This is a genomic window from Pseudomonas entomophila L48 (assembly GCF_000026105.1).
Classification (GTDB): Bacteria; Pseudomonadota; Gammaproteobacteria; order Pseudomonadales; family Pseudomonadaceae; genus Aquipseudomonas; species Aquipseudomonas entomophila.
The window spans coordinates 2,184,216-2,201,106 of the sequence record NC_008027.1; the positions used below are offsets into that span (position 1 = coordinate 2,184,216).

The window sequence follows — 16,891 nt, forward strand, 5'->3', positions numbered from 1 at the left end:
GGTTACCCGGCACTAGGCGCGCGGTCGCCATTTTTGCACGGATCGCGATAATTCGCGCCAGTTTGTCGGTGCCTGGCTGTCGGCAGCTTGACTGCTTCGGCTATGATAGGCCCTTTGATTCAATCGGCCTACCCGGGCCGGCTACCTGTATTCAAGGACACTATGAGCAAGCCCACTGCCGACAACGCGCCCAACGCCGCCGCAAAAGGCGCCCCCGCCGTCCCTGCGAACTTCCTGCGGCCGATCGTCCAGGCCGACCTGGACGCGGGCAAGCACAGCAGCATCGTCACCCGTTTCCCGCCGGAACCGAACGGTTACCTGCACATCGGCCACGCCAAGTCGATCTGTGTGAACTTCGGCCTGGCCCAGGAATTCGGCGGCGTCTGCCACCTGCGTTTCGACGATACCAACCCGGCCAAGGAAGACCAGGAGTACATCGACTCCATCCAGCGTGACGTCAAGTGGCTGGGCTTCGAGTGGGCGGGCCCGGTGCGTTATGCCTCGGACTACTTCGACCAGTTGCACGACTGGGCCGTGGACCTGATCAAGTCGGGCAACGCCTATGTCTGCGACCTCAGCCCCGAGCAGGCCAAGGAATACCGTGGCAGCCTGACCGAGGTCGGCAAGAACAGCCCGTTCCGCGAGCGCAGCGTCGAAGAGAACCTCGACCTGTTCGCGCGCATGAAGGCCGGCGAGTTCAAGGACGGCGAGCGCGTGCTGCGCGCCAAGATCGACATGGCCTCGCCGAACATGAACCTGCGCGACCCGATCCTGTACCGCATCCGCCATGCCCACCACCACCAGACCGGTGACAAGTGGTGCATCTACCCGAACTACGACTTCACCCATGGTCAGTCGGATGCCATCGAAGGCATCACCCATTCGATCTGCACCCTGGAATTCGAAAGCCACCGCCCGCTGTACGACTGGTTCCTCGACAAGCTGCCAGTGCCGGCGCACCCGCGCCAGTACGAGTTCAGCCGCCTGAACCTGAACTACACCATCACCAGCAAGCGCAAGCTCAAGCAACTGGTGGACGAAGGCCACGTCGAGGCCTGGGACGACCCGCGCATGTCGACGCTGTCGGGCTACCGTCGCCGTGGCTACACGCCGGCCTCGATCCGCAATTTCTGCGAAATGATCGGCACCAACCGTTCCGACGGCGTGGTCGACATGGCGATGCTCGAGTTCAGCATCCGTGACGACCTGGACCGCACCGCGCCACGCGCCATGTGCGTACTGCGCCCGCTGAAGGTGGTCATTACCAACTATCCGGAGGGCCAGGTCGAGCAGCTCGAACTGCCGCGCCACCCGAAGGAAGACATGGGCGTGCGCGTCCTGCCGTTCGCCCGCGAGCTGTACATCGACCGCGACGACTTCATGGAAGAGCCGCCCAAGGGCTACAAGCGCCTGGAGCCGGCCGGTGAAGTGCGCCTGCGCGGCAGCTATGTGATCCGCGCCGACGAGGCCATCAAGGACGCCGACGGCAACATCGTCGAACTGCGCTGCTCGTATGATCCGGACACCCTCGGCAAGAACCCCGAAGGCCGTAAAGTGAAGGGCGTGATCCACTGGGTGCCGGCCGAAGGCAGCGTCGAGTGCGAAGTGCGCCTGTACGACCGCCTGTTCCGCTCCGCCAACCCGGAGAAGACCGAAGAGGGCGGCACTTTCCTCGACAACATCAACCCCGAGTCGCTGCAGGTGCTCAGCGGTTGCCGCGCCGAGCCGTCGCTGGCCCAGGCCCAGCCGGAAGACCGCTTCCAGTTCGAGCGCGAGGGTTACTTCTGCGCCGACCTGAAGGACAGCCAGCCGGGCCGCCCGGTGTTCAACCGCACCGTCACCCTGCGTGACTCCTGGGGCAGCTGAGGAACCGCCGTGCTTACGATCTACAACACGCTGAGCAAGACGAAGGAAACCTTCAAGCCGCTCGATGGCAACAACGTGCGCATGTACGTGTGCGGCATGACCGTGTACGACTACTGCCACCTGGGCCACGGACGCAGCATGGTGGCCTTCGACCTGATCACCCGCTGGCTGCGCAAGAGCGGCTACGCGCTGACCTACGTGCGCAACATCACCGACATCGACGACAAGATCATCAACCGGGCCAACGAGAACGGCGAGTCGTTCGACGCGCTGACCGCCCGCATGATCGACGCGATGCACGAGGATGAGCGGCGCCTGAGCATCCTCAAGCCAGACCTGGAACCTCGTGCCACCGACCATATCCCCGGCATGCACGCGATGATCCAGACGTTGATCGACAAGGGCTATGCCTACGCGCCGGGCAACGGCGACGTGTACTACCGGGTCGGCAAGTTCGCCGGCTACGGCAAGCTGTCGCGCAAGAAGATCGAAGACCTGCGCATCGGCGCACGGATCGAGGTGGGCGAGTCGAAACAGGACCCGCTGGACTTCGTGCTGTGGAAGGGCGCCAAGCCGGGCGAGCCGTTCTGGGATTCGCCGTGGGGCCCGGGCCGCCCGGGCTGGCATATAGAGTGCTCGGTCATGTCCACCTGCTGCCTGGGCGAGAGCTTCGACATCCACGGTGGCGGCAGCGACCTGGAGTTCCCGCACCACGAGAACGAGATCGCCCAGAGCGAGGCGGCCACCGGCAAGCCGTACGCCAACGCCTGGATGCACTGCGGCATGATCCGCATCAATGGCGAGAAGATGTCCAAGTCGTTGAACAACTTCTTCACCATCCGCGACGTGCTCGACAAGTACCACCCGGAAGTGGTGCGCTATCTCCTGGTGGCCAGCCATTACCGCAGCGCCATCAACTACTCCGAAGACAGCCTGCGCGATTCGAAGGGGGCGCTGGAGCGCTTCTATCACGCCCTGCGTGGTTTGCCTCGGGTTGCCGCGAAGGGTGGCGAGGCGTTCGTCGAGCGTTTCACCGTGGCAATGAACGACGACTTCGGCACGCCGGAAGCGTGCGCCGTGCTGTTCGACCTGGTGCGCGAGATCAACCGCCTGCGTGAAAGCGATGTCGAGGCGGCTGCCGGCCTGGCAGGTCGCCTGCGTGAGCTGGGTGATGTGCTGGGTGTGCTGCAGTTGGATGCCGACGAGTTCCTGCGGGCCGGTGCCGAAGGCAAGGTCGATGCGGCGCAAGTGGAGGCGTTGATCCAGGCGCGCCTGCAGGCGCGTGCGGACAAGAACTGGGCCGAGTCCGACCGTATCCGCGACCAGATCACCGCCATGGGCGTGGTGCTGGAAGACGGCAAGGGTGGCACCACCTGGCGTCTGGCTGACTGATCAGTGCAATTGGGGCCGCAAAGCGGCCCCAATGATTACTTGGCCAGGCCCGCCAACGGGCAATGCAACACCAGCTTCGCCCCACCCAGCTCGCTGGCTCCCACCTCCAGTCCGAAGCCATGCAGGTCGACGATCGCCGCGACGATCGACAAGCCCAACCCGAACCCCGGGTGACGATGGCCTTCATCACTGCGATAGAAGCGCTTCAGCACCGCCTCACGCTCCTCCGCCGGGATCCCCGGCCCACTGTCTTCGACGGCAATGCGCACGCCATCTTCGTCCTGCATCGCCTCGATCCATACCTGCCCACCCTCCGGGGTGAACTTGATTGCGTTGCCCACCAGGTTGGCCAGCGCCTCGAACAGCAATTCGCGGTCGCCATGCAACGCAGGCAACTGCCCGGGCTGCGCCAGGCGCAGGCGGATGCCGCCATCCTCGGCCAGTGGCAGATAGAAGTCATGCAGCTCTACCAGCAGTGCATGGGGGTCGAGCTGCACGAAACCGGCACGCCGCTGGCGATCTTCCAGTTCGCTGATGCGCAGCAGGCCGCGAAAGCGCGCCATCAGGGTGTCGGTCTCGCCGATTGCCTGGTCCAGTGCTTCGCCTTGCACCGAATCGATGCCGTTCTGCTGGCGAATGCGATAGAGCTGGGCGCGCAACCGGGTCAAGGGCGTGCGCAGGTCGTGGGCGATGTTGTCGCACACCCCCTTGACCTCATGCATCAGGCGCTCGATGCGGTCGAGCATGGCGTTGACGATGGCGGCGAGCATGTCCAGCTCATCACGCCGGGCCGACAGCGGCAGGCGATGGGTGAGGTCGCCGGCGACGATCAGTTCGGCCTGGGCCTGGATGGCGCGGATGCGTTTGAGCGGCCGGCGGCGCAGCAGGTACCAGCCGGCAAAGCCGGGGATCAAGGTGAGCGAGATGCCCCAGAGCAGCGCGTGAAGGATGATCCGGGTCACCACGAACAGCGAGCCGTTGTCACGCACCAGCACCAGCCAGCGGCCGTCCTGGATCTTGATCGCCACGGCATCGCAACTGTCGGGTGGAAGGCGCGGGTCGTCGGCGTCCAGGCAGCGCTCGAGCTCGTGGATCTTGCCATCCAGGCCGAGGTCCGAGGGGATGGCGCGGATGCGCCCGCCAATGGGGTTGAGCTGCGGGTCGAACAGGCCGTAGGCGTCGAAGCTGCGCTCTTCGAAGGCCTGGCTGGCGATCAGGGCGTCGTCCAGCTGCTTGCCGCTCATGTGGGCGAACAGGTGCTGGCGTTGCAGCATGGAGTGGCGGGTGAGTTTGTTCAGGTAGCTGGACACTTCGAAGTACAGCACCCCCATGAGGATGCTGCTCCAGGCCACGAAGAGGAAACTGTACAGCGCCAGCAGGCGGCTGGTGGAGGAGCTCCAGCCCTTAGACGGGTTCGGCAATAGCATAGCCGGAGCCCCGCACGGTACGGATCAGGGGAGTCTGGCCGGGCGAGTCGATCTTCTTGCGCAGGCGCCCGATGTGCACGTCGATCAGGTTGGTGCCGGGGTCGAAGTGATAACCCCAGACCTCCTCGAAGATCATCATCCGGGTGATCACCTGGCCGGAATGGCGCATGAGGTATTCCAGCAGCTTGTATTCGGTGGGCAGCAGGTTCAGCGACTGCTCGCCGCGGCGTGCCTCGTGGCTGATCAGGTCGAGCTCCAGGTCGGCGACCTGCAGGCGGGTCTGGGTCATGGGCGTGCTGTTGCGACGCAGCAACACCTCGACCCGCGCGGCCATCTCATCCGAAGCGAATGGCTTGGTCAGGTAGTCGTCCCCACCGGCGCGCAGGCCACGTACGCGTTCGTCGACATCGGAGAGGGCGCTGATCATCAGGATCGGGGTGGCGATCTTCAGGCTGCGCAGGGTGGTGACGATGGTCAGGCCATCGACCTCGGGCAGCATGCGGTCCACGGTGATCAGGTCATAGCCACCGGCGATGGCCTTGGACAGGCCTTCGCGACCGTTGTCGGCCCAATCGACCTCCAGGCCGTGGCTGGTGAGTTCGGCGACGATTTCCTGGCCGGTGACGGCATCGTCTTCGATGGTCAGTACGCGTGGCATGCTGGTTCCTGGGCGGCGAATGGAGGCTTGATTGTGCCAAAGAATAGACAAACGGCGATTTAAGAAAAATTCATCTGCGGCAGCGGCGTCCAGGATTGCCTGTGGTAAACGGTTTGCCAGGAGCAACCACCTTACAAAGTACTCGTCGTTTGTGCTTGCTCTTGTGGGAGCGGCCTTGTGTCGCGAAAGGGCCGCGTAGCGGCCCCAGCAATCATTGCATCGACACTGAGATACTGGGGCTGCTACGCAGCCCTTTCGCGACACAAGGCCGCTCCCACAGAATCTGGACATGCCAAGAAAAACGGGGCATGCCATCGCTGGCATGCCCCGTATTCACAGCAGGCGAACGCCTCAGGCGACCTTGACGATCCAGCCCGCGGGCGCTTCGACGTCACCGCTCTGGATGCCAGTCAGCTCGTTGTAGAGCTTCTGAGTGACCGGGCCGACTTCGGTTTCGCTGTGGAACACGTGCAGCTTGCCGTTGTACTGGATGCCGCCGATCGGCGTGATCACGGCGGCAGTGCCGCAAGCGCCGGCCTCGACGAAACGGTCGAGCTTGTCGATTTCCACATCGCCCTCGATGACCTTCAGGCCCAGGCGCGATTCGGCCAGTTCCATCAGCGACAGGCGGGTGATGCCCGGCAGTACCGAGATCGACTTCGGCGTGACGAATTCGTTGTTGGCGGTGATGCCGAAGAAGTTGGCCGAACCGACTTCCTCGATTTTCTTGTGGGTCAGCGGGTCGAGGTAGATGCAGTCGGCGAAGCCGGCTTTCTTGGCCTCGTAACCGGGTTGCAGGCTGGCCGCGTAGTTACCGCCGACTTTTGCTGCGCCGGTGCCTTGCGGGGCCGCGCGGTCGTAGTCGGAGATCAGGAACTTGTGCGGGGTCATGCCGCCCTTGAAGTACGAGCCGACCGGGATGGCGAAGACCGAGAAGATGAACTCGGGGGCGGTGCGCACGCCGATGTTGTCACCGGTGCCGATCACGAAGGGGCGCAGGTACAGCGCACCTTTGCCGTGCGGCGGGACGAATTTTTCGTTGGCCTTGACCACCTGCTTGCAGGCTTCGATGAACTGCTCGGTCGGCACGCGTGGCATCAGCAGGCGGTCGCAGCTGCGCTGCATGCGCGCGGCGTTCTGGTCCGGGCGGAACAGGTTGATCGAGCCGTCCTTGCAGCGGTAGGCCTTCAGGCCTTCGAAGCACTGCTGGCCATAGTGCAGGGCGGTGGAGCCTTCACTGATGTGCAGCACGTTGTCTTCGGTCAGGGTGCCCTTGTCCCACTCGCCGTTACGCCATACGGACAGGTAACGTTTGTCGGTCTTGATGTAGTCGAAACCCAGCTTGTCCCAGTTAATGCTTTCGTTACTCATGACACCCTCATAGCTCAACGCCCGAACACGGCGGGCTGCTTTTATATGCGCACCCCGCCACCTTAATACATCCGGCGCGGATCGGGAACCGTGGGCGATCACACAACTTTTGGAGAGGCAGGGGCCTCTGTAGGAGCGGCTTTAGCCGCGATGCAGGCCATGCGGTGCCTGGCACCCGCTTCGCGGGTAATCGCGGCTAAAGCCGCTCCTACAGGCGAACAGGCCTCACGGCTCAGCGCAAGCGCCGATTCCAGTCGCCGCCATGATCCCGCCAGCAGGCTTCTTCGCTGTCGAAGCGCACATGCCAGGCGACATGATCCAGCTGGATGCCGGCGTCTGCGAGTGCCTGGGCCGTCAACGCCAGCATCCGGGACTTGTCCTCGCCTGCCAGCGCCCTGGCCTTGTCGGTGTCATCGGTGAACACCCAGGTAATGCGCAGGCTGGCGGGGAAGTCATCGAGATCGACCTGGTGCGTGAGCCAGGCGAAGCCGACGATTTCGGCCTGGGCCGTGGCGCAGGCCTCGGTCAGGCAGGCAACCATCTCCCGCTCGAGGCGCGCCAGGGCCCGCTTGTCTTTGGCCATCAGGCGTCGTCGCCGATCTGCTGGCAGAAGCGCAGGCGATTGCCGAACGGGTCGGCGACCTGCATCTCCAGGCCCCAATCGACCGTCTGGGCCTGGGGGCGCGCGTAGCCGTACCGCTTGTCCAGCAGTTCGCGCTCCAAGGCCTTTAGGTCTTCCACCCGGGCGAACACCGCTGAGCCCGGCGTGGCGTCACCGTGGTGCTCGGACAGGTGCAGGATCAGCCCGTCGCGATGGATCTGCATGTACAGGGGCAGGTCGGGGGCGAAGCGGTGTTCCCAATCCAGCTGAAAACCGAGGAAGTCGAGGTAGAACTCTCGGGCCTTGTCGACCGAGAAGATGCGCAGGATCGGGATGGCGGGGGCGAACGTCATGGGGCACATCCTTGTTTCGAAAGAGGGCGGGAGCGCCACTTTAACGCACCTGCGAACAAGGGAAGGCACGTTAATCGCGCGTCAATGCGCCAGCCGCTCTGGCCTGGGGCAGGGCGCCATGACCGACGGTCCGGAAGTTTCATCTTCGTTCACCTGCGGACTTGGCCCGCTACCTGCTATATCCAGCCAGCGAATATTGATCGAGTGGTCAGCCTGGCGCGCCTGCAAGCACCCAGCGCATGGCCCTCCGGACGGCCGCAAGGCCACGGATTGCAGGGGTTCCAGGATGTCGTTGGCGCAGCAGATCGAACCACCGCAGGCAGACCCGGGCTGGAGCGCCCACCTGCAGTTGCGCTTCATCCAGCGCGAGGGCGTGACTCGCCTTGGTGCGCGGCGTCATGTCGGACCTCTTTTGGTGCAGCGTCCGTTCTACCCGGAGGGCGCCCCTTGTCATGTCTACGTGCTTCATCCGCCAGGTGGCATCGTCGCCGGTGATCGCCTTGAGCTGGATATCCACCTCGAGGCAGGCAGCCACGCCCTGCTGACCATGCCCGGTGCCAGCAAGTTCTACCGCAGCATTGGCCCGACCGCGCACCTGGCCCAACGCTTTCACCTCGCCGCCGGCAGCACCCTGGAGTGGCTGCCTCAGGACAGCATTTTCTTCAATGGCGCCCAAGCCAGCCTCGACAGCCGCTTCAGCGTCGAACCCGGCGCCCGGTTGCTCGCCTGGGAAACCCTGTGCCTGGGGCGGCCGGTCATGGGTGAGCGCTTCGACCAGGGGGCCATCGACAGCCGCCTGTGCATCGATCTGCCCGGCGAGCCCGGCTTGCATGAGCGCCTGCGCATCGAGGGTGGCCGCCTGGACAAGGTGGGCGGACACCCGCTGGTGGCGACCTTCTGTGCAACACCGGCCGACCAGGCCGTGCTGGAGCAGGTCCGCCAACAGCTCGAGGCGCTCGACACCCCAGCCGGCGCGACGTTGCTCGGCCCGCTGCTGGTGATTCGCCTGCTCGACCACGACAACCAACACCTGCAACGCAACCTGCAGCGCCTCTGGCACCTGCTGCGCCCGGCCGTGCTCGGGCTGGCGCCGTGCCCGCCGCGCATTTGGGCCACCTGAGAGAGCCGCCATGGAGCTGACCCCAAGAGAGAAAGACAAACTGCTGCTGTTCACCGCCGCATTGCTGGCCGAACGGCGCCTGGCCCGTGGCCTGCGGCTGAACTACCCGGAAGCGGTGGCGCTGATCAGCGCCGCAGTGCTCGAGGGCGCCCGTGACGGCCGCACCGTGGCCGAGCTGATGAGCCTGGGGCGTGAGGTGCTGGTGCGCGAGCAAGTCATGGACGGCGTGCCGGAAATGCTCCACGACGTCCAGGTCGAGGCGACCTTCCCCGACGGCACCAAGCTGGTGACCGTGCATGACCCCATTGTCTGAGGAGCCCCGCATGATCCCCGGAGAAGTCCAGGTCGCCGCAGGCGACATCGAGCTCAATGTCGGCCGAGAAACGCTCAGCGTCAGTGTGGCCAACCACGGTGACCGCCCTGTGCAAGTCGGTTCGCACTACCACTTTTTCGAAGCCAACGACGCCCTGGTATTCGAGCGCGCGCCGACCCGTGGCTATCGGCTGGACATCCCGGCCGGCACGGCGGTGCGCTTCGAGCCGGGCCAGGCGCGGACCGTGCAACTGGTGGCCTACGCTGGCAAGCGCGAGGTATACGGCTTCCAGGGCAAGGTGATGGGCGCGCTGGAGGGCAGGGCATGAGCCGCATTTCCCGGCAGGCCTACGCCGACATGTTCGGCCCCACCGTCGGCGACCGCGTGCGCCTGGCCGACACCGCGCTGTGGGTGGAGGTGGAAAAGGACTTCACGGTCTATGGCGAGGAGGTCAAGTTCGGCGGCGGCAAGGTGATCCGCGACGGCATGGGCCAAGGCCAGATGCTGGCGGCCGAGGCCATGGACCTGGTGCTGACCAACGCGCTGATCATCGACCACTGGGGCATCGTCAAGGCTGACATTGGCGTCAAGCACGGGCGTATCGCTGCGATCGGCAAGGCCGGCAACCCTGACGTGCAACCCGGCGTCAGTGTGCCGGTCGGGCCGGGCACCGAGGTGATCGCCGCCGAAGGCAAGATCGTCACCGCCGGTGGCATCGACTCGCATATCCACTTCATCTGCCCACAGCAGGTGGAAGAGGCACTGACCAGCGGCGTCACCACCTTCATCGGTGGCGGCACGGGGCCGGCCACCGGCACCAACGCCACCACTTGCACCCCCGGCCCCTGGTACCTGGCACGCATGCTCCAGGCCGCCGACAGCCTGCCGATCAACATCGGCCTGCTGGGCAAGGGCAACGCCTCGCGTCCCGAAGCCTTGCGCGAGCAGATCACTGCCGGCGCCGTGGGCCTGAAGCTGCACGAGGACTGGGGATCGACGCCCGCGGCCATCGACTGCTGCCTGGGCGTGGCCGAGGAAATGGACATCCAGGTGGCGATTCACACCGACACCCTCAATGAGTCGGGCTGCATCGAGGATACCCTGTCCGCCATCGGCGACCGCACCATCCACACCTTCCATACCGAAGGCGCGGGCGGTGGCCACGCCCCGGACATCATCCGCGCGGCCGGGCAGGCCAACGTGCTGCCGTCCTCGACCAACCCGACCCTGCCATACACGGTCAACACCGTCGACGAGCACCTGGACATGCTCATGGTCTGCCATCACCTGGACCCGAGCATCGCCGAGGACGTGGCCTTCGCCGAATCGCGCATCCGCCGCGAGACCATCGCCGCCGAGGACATCCTCCATGACATGGGCGCATTCGCCATGACCTCGTCCGACTCACAGGCCATGGGTCGGGTTGGCGAGGTGGTGTTGCGCACCTGGCAGGTGGCGCACCAGATGAAGCTGCGCCGCGGGCCGTTGGCGCCAGACGGCAGCTACAGCGACAACTTCCGGGTCAAGCGCTACATCGCCAAGTACACGATCAACCCGGCGCTGACCCACGGCATCGCCCATGAAGTGGGCTCGGTGGAAGTGGGCAAACTCGCCGACCTGGTGCTCTGGGCCCCTGCGTTTTTCGCGGTCAAGCCGGCGCTGGTGCTCAAGGGCGGGATGATCGCCACCGCGCCCATGGGCGATATCAACGGCTCGATCCCGACACCTCAACCGGTTCACTACCGGCCGATGTTCGGCGCCCTGGGCGCGGCCCGGCATACCACGCGCATGACCTTCCTGCCCCAGGCGGCCATGGACCGTGGCCTGGCCGAGGAGCTGAACCTGCAGAGCCTGATCGGCGTGGCCCACGGCTGCCGACGGGTGCGCAAGGCCGACATGGTCCACAACACCTTGCAGCCGCTGATCGAAGTCGATGCGCAAACCTACCAGGTGCGTGCCGATGGCGAACTGCTGGTCTGTGAACCGGCCCGCGAACTGCCGCTGGCCCAGCGCTATTTCCTGTTCTGAAGGAGCGAACATGATCGTATTCACCCGGCGGATTACCGAAGCCGACACGGTTACCGGCACCCTCACGCTCGCTGTCGACAGCCGTATCAAGAGCCGACTGCGCGTCACCCTGGACGATGGCCGCGAGGCGGGGTTGATGCTTGAGCGTGGGCACCTGCTGCGCGGTGGCGAGCTGCTCGCCGACGCCGATGGCCGCCAGGTGGTGCGTGTGCTGGCGGCACCCGAAGCGGTGTCGACGGTGCGTTGCGCCGACCCGCACCTGCTGGCCCGCGCCGCCTACCACTTGGGCAATCGCCATGTGCCACTGCAGATCGAGCCAGGTTTGCTGCGTTACCAACATGACCATGTGCTCGACGACATGGTGCGGGGCCTGGGCTTGAACGTCGACGCCGAACGGGCGCCGTTCGAGCCCGAGTCCGGCGCCTACCAGAGTGCCCCCCACGGTCATGGCCACGATCATCCGTTCGTGCGTCTGCCCGCCCATTCCTGAACTGCCGTTGGAGCTTGTGATGAAAAAGACGTTTGCCCTTGTTTTGCTGATGGTGGCCTTGCCAGCCTTCGCCCACCCCGGTCATGACGCCAACCCGCTGCAGGACGGCCTGCTGCACCCGCTGACGGGTCTCGATCATTTGCTGATGCTGATCGGCACCGGCGTGCTGGCGGCGTTGACCCGGCGCACCCTCGTGCTGCCGCTGGCCACCCTGGCAGCCATGTTCGGCGGTGCCGTGTGTGGCCATCTGTTCGGCGATGTGGTGGGCATGGAGCAGATGATCGTCGCGTCGCTGCTGGTGGCTGCCGCCGCCATGCTGCTACCGAGCCGCCAGCTACTGCTGTCGCTGATCATGCCGGTGTTCGCCCTGTTCCATGGCTGGGCCCATGGCGTCGAGGCCACGCCCAGCGCGTTCTGGCAGTTCAGCGCCGGTTTCGTCACGGTCAGCGGCCTGTTGCTGGTAGTCGGTTTCGCGCTGGGCTGCCTGCTGCGCCGCCATGCCGGCCTGCAGAAAGCCTTCGGTGGTGGCCTGCTGGCCGGCGCCGCGCTGGTGCTGGCCGGCTGATGAACACTGACCTGGCGTTGCTGCGCTTGCTGCAGCTGGCCAGCCCGGGCCTGCCAGTGGGTGGTTTCACCTATTCGCAAGGCCTGGAATGGGCCGTCGAAGCGGGTTGGGTAAGGTCTGTCGCAGGCTTCGCCGCCTGGCAGCGCGAGCAATTACACGACACCCTCGGCTACCTCGACTGGCCTGTCCTGGCACGCCTGTACCGCGCCTGCCAGGCCGACGATGCCGAGGTGTTCGCCTACTGGAGCCGTTTTCTGCTGGCCAACCGCGAGACGTCCGAGTTGCGTCTTGAGGAGACCCAGCGTGGCAGCGCTTTGGCCCGCCTGCTGGATGGCTGGCAGTTGGGCCAGGATCCGGCCTGGCGCAACGGCCTCGAGCTCAGCCAGCTCGGTGGCATGGCCTGGCTTGGCGCGCACTGGGCCATTCCATTGCGCGACCTCGCCCTGGGCCATGGCTTTGCCTGGCTGGAGGGGGCGGTGATGGCGGGCGTCAAGCTGGTGCCGTTCGGTCAACAAGCCGCCCAGACGCTGCTGCGCGACCTGGGTGAGGAACTGCCCGCCGTGCTCGATCACGCGCTGGTGCTCGACGATGAGCAACTCGGCGGCGGCCTGCCGTTGCTGGCCATCGCCTCGTCGCGCCACGAAACCCAATACACCCGTTTGTTCCGTTCTTGAGGATTGCCACGATGCAAAACTACCAGCAACCCCTGCGCGTCGGTGTCGGCGGCCCGGTGGGCTCCGGCAAGACCGCGCTGCTTGAAGCCTTGTGCAAGGCCATGCGCGATCATTACCAGATCGCCGTGGTGACCAACGACATCTACACCAAGGAAGACCAGCGCATCCTTACCGAGGCAGGCGCCCTCGAGCCCGAGCGCATCGTTGGCGTCGAGACCGGCGGTTGTCCGCATACCGCGATCCGCGAGGACGCGTCGATGAACCTTGCCGCTGTCGAGGCTCTGGCAAAAAAATTCGGCAATCTGGAGGTGATTTTCGTCGAGAGTGGCGGTGACAACCTCAGTGCCACCTTCAGCCCGGAGCTGGCCGACCTGACCATCTATGTGATCGACGTTGCCGAGGGCGAGAAGATCCCGCGCAAGGGTGGGCCGGGTATCACCAAATCGGATTTCCTGGTGATCAACAAGACCGACCTGGCGCCCTATGTCGGGGCCTCACTGGAGGTGATGGAGCGGGACACCGAGCGTATGCGCCCAGAGCGGCCGTGGACTTTCAGCAACCTGAAAAAGGGCGAGGGGCTGCAAGCGGTGATCGATTTCATTGTCGAGCGGGGGATGTTGGGCGTTAGAGGCTGAGTGATGACGCGCAATAGAATGGCTTCCTACGAGAAATAGGGGGGAGGCTCAGGTATTACGCGGATTGGAGGTGAAAGCCAGTGTGTTGATTGAGCGCTAAGGTCGGCTGCCACGGCAGGGTTGAGACAATTCGACTGTGGCACTTAAAACTTAAGGCTCATTCAAGGAAACAGGTATGCAAAAGATTGCACTGATTGCTCTACTGGCAACTACAGGCATGACACAGGTCGCGTATGGCAGCAGCGCCGTGCTTGTCGGCACCATCGATACCGCATTTGTCGTGCTGCCCGCGCTTGGGCAAGTCAGCTCCATTCCATGCCCGGAGGGCACCTACATGACGCCGGTAGGTCTCTGCCAGCCTGATTTCGATTTTGATTGAGCACGGTAGCACTAGCACATTTCCCCGCCTGTGAGTGATGCCTCACAGGCGGGGCTTTTCCTGCAACAAGCATTGATGTTGGTAATAGGTAGTCGATCGAGCGGTGGTGTGCGCGCCAGCGGCCTTGCCAGTTTCTTACGTGGTATGGGGTGATCTTCTGAGGGGCGTGTAGGGCTTTGGCTAAATCCAGCGAAATGGGTGAAGGGTAAAGTCTGTCGGACTGCCGGTAGGGGAGTAAGACATTTCACTTGCCGCAGGTAAATCAGAAGAATCGCTAAAGGAAAAGATATGAAGAAGTTCGCAATGATCGCACTGTTGGCAACCACTGGCCTGTTTCAGGTTGCCCATGCGTCGGGTCCGGGGTTTATCGACCAGTGCCCGGAAGGTTACTTCATGACTGCGACGGGGCTGTGCGCACCTGACTTCGACTTCGACTGATCATCGTTGCGTTTCGCCGGCAAGCTGGCTTCTACGGACGATCGCGTAACTTCGTAGGAGCCGGCTTGCCGGCGAACAGGCCCCGACGGGCAGTACAAAAATATGCTCAAGCCTTAGGCAAATCCTCTATCACCTGGCCATTCACAGGCCCTGGCACCCAGGTAAAGTAACAGGAAAATCCCACGGTGCTGCGAGCGGCGCCAGAGAGGTGCTTGTGGCTTCCTACACCTTGCGTCAACTCAGATACTTCGTCACCACCGTCGAGGCCGGCAGCGTCGCCGAAGCCTCCCGCCAGTTGTATATCGCCCAGCCGTCCATCTCCACAGCCATCAAGAGCCTCGAAGAAAGCTTCGGTGTGCAGCTGTTCATCCGCCATCATGCCCAGGGCGTGTCGCTGACCCCCAGCGGCAAGCGCTTCTATGCCAAGACCAAGTCGTTGCTGCAGATGGCCCATGAGTTCGAGCAGAATGCCTTGGCCGACAACGACACCGTGGCCGGCCAGATCGATATCGGCTGTTTCGAGACCGTGGCGCCGCTGTACCTGCCCAGGTTGATCGCGGGCTTTCGCGAGCGCTACCCCGGCGTGGATATCCGCCTGCGCGACGGCGAGCAGCAGGAGCTGATCCAGGGGTTGACCGCCGGCACCTTCGACCTGGCCTTCCTCTACGACCACGACCTGGACGGCACCATCGAGACCGAGCCGTTGATGCCGCCGCAGAAACCCTACGTACTGCTGCCGGAAAAGCACCGTTTTGCCGGCCAGGTCCAGGTGTCGCTACGCGACCTGTGCCCGGAGCCGATGATCCTGCTCGACGTGGCGCCTAGCCGCACCTACTTCGTCAGCCTGTTCAACGAGCTGGGGCTGACCCCCAACATCGTCTTCAGCTCCCCCTCCATCGAGATGGTACGGGGCATGGTGGGGCAGGGCTTCGGCTTTTCGCTGCTGGTCACCCGGCCCCACTCGGAATTCACCTATGACGGGCAGCGCCTGGTGATGCTCGATATCGCCGAGCCGGTGGCGTTGTCGGGATTGGCAGCCGCACACCTGAAACGTGTGCAATTGACCAAGCCGGCACAGCTGTTCGTTGAGTTCTGCCGGCAGGAGTTGGCACGGTTGTAGACGCTCGGGTAGGAGTGCCAGGGCGCGACCACCCGTCGCCCCGTTGATGCAAATGATCGAACGAACGCAGCCAGGCAGGATTCTTCCACTAAGGTGCTAGAGGATCTTGCGCGCCTTCATTAGACGCGGCGCATGGAGCACCGCTTGGGCATGGGCAATATCAATTGGCACCCGGTCATGCGAAAGCGTACTCACATAACAGGCCATCCAGCACAGAGAGGGTCGTACCATGTCGTTGATAGGAGTTTCAATGCTTGAGATGCGGCAGATGATCGAGCAGGCCTGCCTGCCGGACCGCTGCGAGGTTAGCTGCCCGGACGGCGAAAACCTCACCATCCGCCTGGGCCAGGGGCAGAACCTGGACGACTGCCTGACCCTGACCGGTGTCCCGGTCGCCAGCCTCAACAGTTGCCGCGACCTGGTGGGGTTGGTGGCGCAGCTCAAGGAGCAGCGCCACGCCCATCCATCCGCACTCAAGGCCATCGCCTGAGCGTCAGTCAGCCCGACCGACCCAGGTTGGTCGGGCACACACGCATATGCCTCACTGCAGTTCGAGCAGAAGGTTAAGCCCGCCATCCCCGCATTTGACGTGGTCGCGAACCACGCCTCGGTAGCTGCGCCCCTCCCATATGAACGAGACGCTGTGCGCACGGTCGACCTTGCCAGGCAGCGGCGGCTCGATATGCAAGCGCAGGGCCGGGCGGCCCTGGAGGCTGAGGGCGGCGATCTGGACCTGGCATTCGGCATGTTGCGCCACCGGGCCGAACAGGGTGTCGCGCACGTAGTCCAGTTCCAGGCAGGCGCAGGGGGCACGGCAGGACATGCGCATGGCGGAGCTCCGGATGAACGAGGGCAGTCATCATTCATTTGAAGCCTTCAGCACGCACTTGTTCAAATTATTTCAACTGCGCAGGAGCATCGGGCACGACGCATAGCCTATGGGAGCGGGAAGTCTGAGCCTCACCGCAAACCTGTAGGAGCCAGCTTTGTTGGCGATGCCCGGCAAAGCCGGGCCAGCTTCCACAAAGAAGGCAGTCGCTCCCACAAAGCATGCGCGGCATTTGTCCTCAAGGCCGCTGCGGTACCACCGCGCTGCCAAAGGCATTGCCCATCCGCGTCGAAGTCGCCGCTGGCGTGGCCAAACCCATTTGGTTCGGCGCCTGGCCTTGCAACTGTTGCAGCGGGTCAATCCGCTCCCGCAGCCCTTTTGCCGCACGCGGATCGCTGCCTTGCAACTGCTGGCTCAGACAGTCATAGGCCAATGCCCGTGACTGGCCGACCTGCACGTCGATACAGCCTTGACCGGCCTTGGGCGCCTCGGCGAGCACCGGCAACGCACCGGCCAGCAGCGCGAAGGTAGCCAGAGACAATCTGCCCATGGGCACACTCCTTGAACGATTCCTGGGCGGAGTCTAGCCCGTGCTGTGTCGACCCCGGGTGAAGCTTTGGTTGCGGCGCGCT

At 64.2% G+C, this 16,891-nt stretch carries 21 protein-coding genes; 14 read left to right on the plus strand and 7 right to left on the minus strand.

Going from position 1 to position 16,891, the window contains the following annotated elements:
* Positions 1-162 precede the first annotated feature (162 nt).
* Complete coding sequence (locus PSEEN_RS09705) at positions 163-1,866, plus strand: glutamine--tRNA ligase/YqeY domain fusion protein (RefSeq protein WP_011533318.1); 1,704 nt, start codon at positions 163-165, stop codon at positions 1,864-1,866.
* 9 nt (positions 1,867-1,875) lie between these two features.
* A complete protein-coding gene (gene cysS / locus PSEEN_RS09710; RefSeq protein WP_011533319.1) occupies positions 1,876-3,258 on the plus strand; it encodes a cysteine--tRNA ligase in 1,383 nt (460 codons plus the stop codon).
* A 35-nt stretch (positions 3,259-3,293) separates the two neighbouring features.
* On the opposite strand, the gene PSEEN_RS09715 is transcribed toward cysS, so the two are convergent.
* From PSEEN_RS09715 to PSEEN_RS09735, 5 genes are all read right to left on the minus strand, one after another.
* Positions 3,294-4,685 (minus strand): sensor histidine kinase, encoded by a 1,392-nt coding sequence (locus tag PSEEN_RS09715; RefSeq protein ID WP_044487940.1) that lies wholly within the window; start codon positions 4,683-4,685, stop codon positions 3,294-3,296.
* Positions 4,663-5,343 carry a response regulator transcription factor gene (locus tag PSEEN_RS09720; protein WP_011533321.1) on the minus strand — a complete coding sequence of 227 codons (681 nt, stop codon included), beginning with the start codon at positions 5,341-5,343 and terminating at the stop codon, positions 4,663-4,665. Before PSEEN_RS09720 ends, PSEEN_RS09715 begins: the two co-directional genes overlap by 23 nt.
* 351 nt (positions 5,344-5,694) lie before the next feature.
* Complete coding sequence (locus PSEEN_RS09725; protein ID WP_011533322.1) at positions 5,695-6,714, minus strand: branched-chain amino acid aminotransferase; 1,020 nt, start codon at positions 6,712-6,714, stop codon at positions 5,695-5,697.
* A gap of 232 nt (positions 6,715-6,946) precedes the next feature.
* Positions 6,947-7,300: a hypothetical protein gene (locus tag PSEEN_RS09730; protein ID WP_044488718.1), complete on the minus strand. Its 354-nt coding sequence runs from the start codon at positions 7,298-7,300 to the stop codon at positions 6,947-6,949.
* Positions 7,297-7,668, minus strand: coding sequence for a glyoxalase superfamily protein (locus tag PSEEN_RS09735; protein WP_011533324.1), 372 nt, complete (start codon positions 7,666-7,668; stop codon positions 7,297-7,299). Before PSEEN_RS09735 ends, PSEEN_RS09730 begins: the two co-directional genes overlap by 4 nt.
* A gap of 286 nt (positions 7,669-7,954) precedes the next feature.
* Between PSEEN_RS09735 and PSEEN_RS09740 the strand changes: the two genes are divergently transcribed.
* The 12 genes from PSEEN_RS09740 (at position 7,955) to PSEEN_RS09790 (ending at position 15,920) form a co-directional block, all read left to right on the plus strand.
* Entirely contained in the window at positions 7,955-8,788 is an 834-nt protein-coding gene (locus tag PSEEN_RS09740; RefSeq protein ID WP_011533325.1) for an urease accessory protein UreD, read from the plus strand.
* A gap of 10 nt (positions 8,789-8,798) precedes the next feature.
* Positions 8,799-9,101, plus strand: coding sequence for an urease subunit gamma (locus tag PSEEN_RS09745; RefSeq protein WP_011533326.1), 303 nt, complete (start codon positions 8,799-8,801; stop codon positions 9,099-9,101).
* A gap of 10 nt (positions 9,102-9,111) precedes the next feature.
* Positions 9,112-9,429 (plus strand): urease subunit beta, encoded by a 318-nt coding sequence (locus PSEEN_RS09750; protein ID WP_011533327.1) that lies wholly within the window; start codon positions 9,112-9,114, stop codon positions 9,427-9,429.
* Complete coding sequence (ureC, locus tag PSEEN_RS09755; RefSeq protein ID WP_011533328.1) at positions 9,426-11,129, plus strand: urease subunit alpha; 1,704 nt, start codon at positions 9,426-9,428, stop codon at positions 11,127-11,129. Before PSEEN_RS09750 ends, ureC begins: the two co-directional genes overlap by 4 nt.
* A gap of 10 nt (positions 11,130-11,139) precedes the next feature.
* Positions 11,140-11,619: an urease accessory protein UreE gene (gene ureE, locus PSEEN_RS09760; RefSeq protein WP_011533329.1), complete on the plus strand. Its 480-nt coding sequence runs from the start codon at positions 11,140-11,142 to the stop codon at positions 11,617-11,619.
* A gap of 19 nt (positions 11,620-11,638) precedes the next feature.
* Complete coding sequence (locus PSEEN_RS09765) at positions 11,639-12,184, plus strand: HupE/UreJ family protein (RefSeq protein ID WP_011533330.1); 546 nt, start codon at positions 11,639-11,641, stop codon at positions 12,182-12,184.
* The gene (locus tag PSEEN_RS09770; protein ID WP_011533331.1) at positions 12,184-12,858 is read left to right on the plus strand and encodes an urease accessory protein UreF; all 675 of its coding nucleotides are present in this window, start codon (positions 12,184-12,186) and stop codon (positions 12,856-12,858) included. The genes PSEEN_RS09765 and PSEEN_RS09770 overlap by 1 nt, the downstream gene beginning before the upstream one ends.
* An 11-nt stretch (positions 12,859-12,869) precedes the next feature.
* Positions 12,870-13,493: an urease accessory protein UreG gene (gene ureG / locus PSEEN_RS09775; RefSeq protein WP_011533332.1), complete on the plus strand. Its 624-nt coding sequence runs from the start codon at positions 12,870-12,872 to the stop codon at positions 13,491-13,493.
* Between the two features lie 175 nt (positions 13,494-13,668).
* On the plus strand, positions 13,669-13,872 hold the full coding sequence (locus tag PSEEN_RS09780; RefSeq protein WP_011533333.1) for a hypothetical protein: 204 nt from the start codon (positions 13,669-13,671) through the stop codon (positions 13,870-13,872).
* 288 nt (positions 13,873-14,160) lie between these two features.
* On the plus strand, positions 14,161-14,310 hold the full coding sequence (locus PSEEN_RS26855) for a hypothetical protein (RefSeq protein ID WP_011533334.1): 150 nt from the start codon (positions 14,161-14,163) through the stop codon (positions 14,308-14,310).
* Between the two features lie 214 nt (positions 14,311-14,524).
* Positions 14,525-15,430, plus strand: coding sequence for a LysR family transcriptional regulator (locus tag PSEEN_RS09785; RefSeq protein ID WP_011533335.1), 906 nt, complete (start codon positions 14,525-14,527; stop codon positions 15,428-15,430).
* Between the two features lie 229 nt (positions 15,431-15,659).
* Positions 15,660-15,920, plus strand: a complete 261-nt coding sequence (locus PSEEN_RS09790) for a DUF1652 domain-containing protein (RefSeq protein ID WP_044487942.1) — start codon at positions 15,660-15,662, stop codon at positions 15,918-15,920.
* 51 nt (positions 15,921-15,971) lie between these two features.
* Here the strand turns inward: PSEEN_RS09790 and PSEEN_RS09795 are convergent, their stop codons facing one another.
* Positions 15,972-16,259 (minus strand): hypothetical protein, encoded by a 288-nt coding sequence (locus tag PSEEN_RS09795; RefSeq protein ID WP_011533337.1) that lies wholly within the window; start codon positions 16,257-16,259, stop codon positions 15,972-15,974.
* 238 nt (positions 16,260-16,497) lie between these two features.
* The gene (locus PSEEN_RS09800) at positions 16,498-16,809 is read right to left on the minus strand and encodes a hypothetical protein (RefSeq protein WP_011533338.1); all 312 of its coding nucleotides are present in this window, start codon (positions 16,807-16,809) and stop codon (positions 16,498-16,500) included.
* Positions 16,810-16,891: the final 82 nt, after the last annotated feature.

Coding starts and splice junctions, on each gene's coding strand:
- PSEEN_RS09705 (WP_011533318.1), top strand. CDS start 163: ATGAGCAAGCCCACTGCCGACAACGCGCCCAACGCCGCCGCAAAAGGC.
- PSEEN_RS09715 (WP_044487940.1), bottom strand. CDS start 4,685: ATGCTATTGCCGAACCCGTCTAAGGGCTGGAGCTCCTCCACCAGCCGC.
- PSEEN_RS09720 (WP_011533321.1), bottom strand. CDS start 5,343: ATGCCACGCGTACTGACCATCGAAGACGATGCCGTCACCGGCCAGGAA.
- PSEEN_RS09725 (WP_011533322.1), bottom strand. CDS start 6,714: ATGAGTAACGAAAGCATTAACTGGGACAAGCTGGGTTTCGACTACATC.
- PSEEN_RS09735 (WP_011533324.1), bottom strand. CDS start 7,668: ATGACGTTCGCCCCCGCCATCCCGATCCTGCGCATCTTCTCGGTCGAC.
- PSEEN_RS09740 (WP_011533325.1), top strand. CDS start 7,955: ATGTCGTTGGCGCAGCAGATCGAACCACCGCAGGCAGACCCGGGCTGG.
- PSEEN_RS09745 (WP_011533326.1), top strand. CDS start 8,799: ATGGAGCTGACCCCAAGAGAGAAAGACAAACTGCTGCTGTTCACCGCC.
- PSEEN_RS09750 (WP_011533327.1), top strand. CDS start 9,112: ATGATCCCCGGAGAAGTCCAGGTCGCCGCAGGCGACATCGAGCTCAAT.
- ureC (WP_011533328.1), top strand. CDS start 9,426: ATGAGCCGCATTTCCCGGCAGGCCTACGCCGACATGTTCGGCCCCACC.
- ureE (WP_011533329.1), top strand. CDS start 11,140: ATGATCGTATTCACCCGGCGGATTACCGAAGCCGACACGGTTACCGGC.
- PSEEN_RS09765 (WP_011533330.1), top strand. CDS start 11,639: ATGAAAAAGACGTTTGCCCTTGTTTTGCTGATGGTGGCCTTGCCAGCC.
- PSEEN_RS09770 (WP_011533331.1), top strand. CDS start 12,184: ATGAACACTGACCTGGCGTTGCTGCGCTTGCTGCAGCTGGCCAGCCCG.
- ureG (WP_011533332.1), top strand. CDS start 12,870: ATGCAAAACTACCAGCAACCCCTGCGCGTCGGTGTCGGCGGCCCGGTG.
- PSEEN_RS09780 (WP_011533333.1), top strand. CDS start 13,669: ATGCAAAAGATTGCACTGATTGCTCTACTGGCAACTACAGGCATGACA.
- PSEEN_RS26855 (WP_011533334.1), top strand. CDS start 14,161: ATGAAGAAGTTCGCAATGATCGCACTGTTGGCAACCACTGGCCTGTTT.
- PSEEN_RS09790 (WP_044487942.1), top strand. CDS start 15,660: ATGTCGTTGATAGGAGTTTCAATGCTTGAGATGCGGCAGATGATCGAG.
- PSEEN_RS09795 (WP_011533337.1), bottom strand. CDS start 16,259: ATGCGCATGTCCTGCCGTGCCCCCTGCGCCTGCCTGGAACTGGACTAC.
- PSEEN_RS09800 (WP_011533338.1), bottom strand. CDS start 16,809: ATGGGCAGATTGTCTCTGGCTACCTTCGCGCTGCTGGCCGGTGCGTTG.